Origin of the sequence: Phyllobacterium sp. (assembly GCF_037994425.1) — a bacterium.
Lineage (GTDB): Bacteria > Pseudomonadota > Alphaproteobacteria > Rhizobiales > Rhizobiaceae > Phyllobacterium.
On record NZ_JBBNAM010000176.1, the window covers coordinates 1 to 4,517 of the forward strand.

Genomic DNA, 4,517 nt, shown 5'->3' on the forward strand with positions numbered 1-4,517 from the left:
CAGTCCGCCACAATGAAGCATGCAGCGGTGCAAAAGCCTCTGCCTGCGCCTGCTCGACGAATACCGTCCAGCCGACCCTGGGGATTGGTGCCATGGCGGTCACGACCGATTGATTGTCAGCATTGCGAGCCGTGGCCGCCTCTCCGCCGGCGTCGGCGAGTTCGTCCCGCAGTCTGCCCAGAGCTGCTGCTGTGTTCTCGTCAGTGCCCTGCAACACCTTGCTGATGTCGGGATGCGCGATGAGCCGGCCGGTCTGATCGAGAACAAATGCCTGGCCGCTTCGGCCCACACGAATTTCCGAAACGACCGTCCAGATAAGCTTCAGGTTGATTTCGGCAACGACGATGACATCTGCCTTGCGGTTTCCGGCCATCGCGATGGTCATGAACGGTTCCGAGCCATGGCGAAAAGTCACTGGACCATACCATATGCCCATGGTCCGGGCCCCCACGACAGCAGGATCGCCCGAGCGATCCGACCCGCCTTCCATCCTGTTCAAGTCAATACGGGAGACATGCAGCCGCTCCACGCTTAAATCGTCAACAAGAGTGATGCTGATGATTGCGGGGGATTGGCGCATCGCCCGCAGTGCGTCGAGCCGATGCTTTTCCTCGGGATCCGCGGTCCAGGACTGCTGGACCGTCCAGGCGAGTTGATCCTTGATGCCATCGAGGAAGCTTTGGATTTTGCCGGCTGCCGATGTGGCCTCCAATCGCAGGCGACCGCTGAGCATGGCACGCTGGTCGCGATAGCCGAACCAGGCGTCGCTAATGCCGCTGGCAGCAACGGGGACAAAGACGGCCACGAACAAGGCGATGAAGTACTTCCGGAACAGTGATCGGCGCACCGGGGCAGCATCGAGCTGGATAGAACCCCGCACACCACCCTCACTCGATGACTTCATCAGCCATGACCAACACGGTCTGCGGCAGATCGATACCGAGGGCGTTGGCCGTTTTCAGATTGATCGACAATTCGAACTTCGCCGGCTGTTCTATGGGCAGGTCCCCTGGCTTGGTGCCATTCATAATCTTGTCAACATAGAAAGCCAGCCGATGCTGCATCTCGCTGTATCTCGCCGAATAAGCCATCAGACAGCCGTCTTGCGTGAACCAAGGCCCCCAAGCCATGCTTGGCAACCGATGCTTGATCGCTAGGGCAGCGATTTGCGACGACAGGGAAGCCAGCATGAGGTCGGGCAGCACGAACACAGCCTGCACCCTAGCAGCCTCCATGCGTGCGAATGCAGCTTCGAGTTCTTCGGGTGCACTGACTTGCTGGATGTTCAAAGCAACTCCGAGTTGGCGGGCTGCTCTTTTGGTGTCTTCTTCGAAGGGAAGGTAAGACACCACCGGGTTCGCGAGCACACCGACAGTGGCAAGCGTCGGTACGGCTTCCTTCAAAAGCTCTAGCCGTTTGGCAGCGAGCTCGTTGGCGTAGTAGGTAACGCCCGTGAGATTGCCGCCCGGTTTTGCAAGGCTGCTCGCGAGACCCGCTGCCACCGGATCACCACTTATGATGGTCACGATCGGAATTACTTGAGTCGCCTTCTGGGCTGCATGTGCTGCCGGTTGCGACGACGTAACGATGATGCCCACTTTGAGCTGCACCAACTCCGCCGCCGCGGCCGTCAGGCCACTGTCGTGCTTGCTCGCGCTTCGGCACTCGAAGCTGATTTCACTCAGCGTGTGGCCGAGCTCGCGAAGCCCCCGCATAAACGGTCCGAACTCACTCGATTCGCCGGCGTACGGCATGTCGCAAGGAAACCAGGCAAGAAGGCCGATCCGGGCCGTGTGAGCCGCCGCCTGCTGGGCGGATGCGATAGTAGGAAAGCTCATCGCAAACGCGATTGCGAGATGGAGGAAGTGTCGTCGTTTCGGTTTCATCCGAGCACCCCCGCCGACCCACGGCCCGTAGCGGTGTGGATGGTGAGATCAACCTAAGTGCTATTAGCCCATGCTTCGAAGCGAACTCCCGCATAAGAAGCGACCGACCAACGAGCCGGACTATTCAGGCCTGAAGAGGATACCGGATATTGCCGCGCATTGGTAGCGCAGAAATAGATAACGCCGTTTGCGATTAAGCAGTGGCAGCCCAACTCCGCGATAGGATTTGTAGCATGGAGACCAATCGGGCTTCTTCATCGCGCCGTCGCAGAACGTAGCTTAGCCTTCGTGATGCCCGATGAGCTGACTGCTTCGCGATGCATTCCGGACGCACTACGGTTACGGTGCCAATGTCGCGCGCGACGAACTCACCGGTGACCGCAAGCATCGCGCACTCGCTAGCCGGGAAGGGCCTTCAGGCAGTTGGTTTAGCTCCGATCTGGAACAAAGCCTTGCGACCTCTACTGATCGTATCGATCCCACCACCCGGCGAGTAAGGCCGGGGCGACAAGATAGAAAATAGTGGCGATCGCCACGACACCAGTGAACCCGACATGCATTGCTAGCAGCGCGGCCAAGATCGCACTCAGCACCGACGCACAGCCATTGATCCCCCACGCCCAGGGAATAAATGCCTCCGAGCGCGCGCCGACGTGACCGAGGCCAAGGGGGAACGGCATGCCCATGAAGACGGCGAGCGGCGCTATAAGGCAGAGTGCGACCGCGATCTTCGCAGCATCCGGGAGTGCCAGCAGCTGTTCGAATATTGAGGGCAGGGCGTACAGGTATGTGGTAGCCAGGAATGCGATAACCACGGCAGCGAGGGCAATGCCTCGCACCGCTGATCCGCGTCCGACCGCCGCCATCCAGCGAGCGGCTACAGCGCTACCGAGACCGGCAAAGGCAAGAAAACCCGCAAGCACGACGGCAACAGCGTAGAGCGGATGGCCGAGGAACAGCACGAAGCGCTGAATGAAGGCGATCTCGATGAAGAGGAAGGCCAGCCCCAAGACAAGGAAATAAAGGCCGAAGCGCACCCGGTCGACCACTCCCCCGAGTGCGCGCCGGCAAAGCCAGAGGGGCAGTAGGATCAGGACGGCGCTGAAGATCGCGGCCTGGACGAGCGTCGTCACCAAAATCAGGTAGCCCCAGTCGAGCATTGCCGCCCCACCTTGGGTGCGCAGCGTCACGAGCTCGGGCAGGGCGCGCCAGCGGAAAAAGTCGAAGAAAAATGGCCGATTGTCAGTGGCCGGTTCAATATCGAACTTGTACCGCTCGGTGAATTCGGCTCGCTCAGGGCCAAGGAGAGCGACGGCTCCCTCGTAGAGATATTCCTCGTCGAGCTGGTTGTAGCGATTCAGGTCACTCGCAGAGATGCCCGGCGCCCAGGAGATGTCAAAGAAATTGTCGGCTGCAAAGCCGCGGATGGCTGCGACGTCTGCGTCCGTGAGCGGCGACTTGGCGATGAGCAGGGTTGCACTGTTCCAGCTCCGGATGAGCGCCAGGTGCCGGCCTGGCTCGGCCACGCCCTCCGCCTCAAGCGCTACCGTTGCAGTGGCGAAAAGCTTGAGGATGTCGCGCGGCGGCACTCGCAGCCATCGCGTGATGGCGATGACTCCATCCGGTTTCAGCACAGCTAGGTAATCCTGCAATGCCTCCACGGTGTAGGTGTAGTTCTCATGCACGCTCTGCACGCCGGCCGCTGCTGCGCTGAAGGAATCAAGGAGTGGTATCTGGATCAGGTCGTAACGCTCGGCTGTGGTCGCAGCGAAGGCGCGCGCCTCGGCTAGATGCAGATGTACGTTCGATCGGCCAAAGATGCCACCGACGAAGTCGGCGAAGCGGTTCCGGGCCAGGTCAATCATCTGCGAATTGACCTCGACAGCATCCACACTATCAGCTCCGGCGCGCAGCGCCAGCAGCACCTGCGCACCACCGCCTGCCCCCAGGATTAGCGTTCGTGGCCGCTCACGGATGCGGTACGGGAGCGCATCCGTTGTCCGGTCGAGATAAGCGACCGTCGCCGGATCGCCGCCATAGGCGGTGATCGCCGTGATACTGTCGCCATCGGTGAAGACAGCCAGTTGCGCGGGTGGCTCCTGAGTGTTGGCGAGGCTGAGGCCGGGTGCGTACCGGAAGGGGACGGTCGGGCTCTCGACAACCGTCAGTAGTCCGAGTGGGCCCGATCGCTCCTCGACCACCCGCGCGTTCGGCACTTCTAGAGCCAGGCGCAGGCCCTTGTATTGCGACATGTGCGGGCCGAGGGCCGTCCAGGACGGTGGCAGCCACACTGCGATGACCGCGGCTGCAAGCCCGAGGCTGCCCACGGCGAGCCATCGATGGCGTGCCATGCCCGCCGCGGCGAGGGCAGCCGCCGCAAAACCCGCCGCTGCCACAAAGCGCAGCGCCGTAGTGGGAAAGACCAGGAACAAGAGTCCGACGGTGCCCAGCGCGCCGATCCCCGCGCCGACCAGGTCGAAGGCATAGACGCGTCCGATCTGGCTAGGATAGCGGCTGAAGGCAAGTCCGATACAAGTTGCACCGAAAAAGAACGGCAGGATCAGGAGCGCATAGCTGGCTGCGAGCCAGCCGAGCTGCCACGGATTCCAGACGATCTCAAGCGCGTTGAAC

3 protein-coding genes are annotated in these 4,517 nt (G+C 61.3%); all 3 read right to left on the reverse strand.

Features of this window, described 5'->3' with window-relative positions:
* A partial coding sequence (locus AAAB35_RS12925; protein WP_340668681.1) for a cache domain-containing protein occupies window positions 1–904 on the reverse strand: 904 nt, incomplete at its 3' end.
* Complete coding sequence (locus AAAB35_RS12930; protein ID WP_340668682.1) at window positions 888–1,886, reverse strand: ABC transporter substrate-binding protein; 999 nt, start codon at window positions 1,884–1,886, stop codon at window positions 888–890. The genes AAAB35_RS12925 and AAAB35_RS12930, both read right to left, overlap by 17 nt.
* Window positions 1,887–2,347: 461 nt before the next feature.
* On the reverse strand, window positions 2,348–4,517 hold a 2,170-nt coding region (locus AAAB35_RS12935; protein ID WP_340668683.1), incomplete at its 5' end, for an SAM-dependent methyltransferase.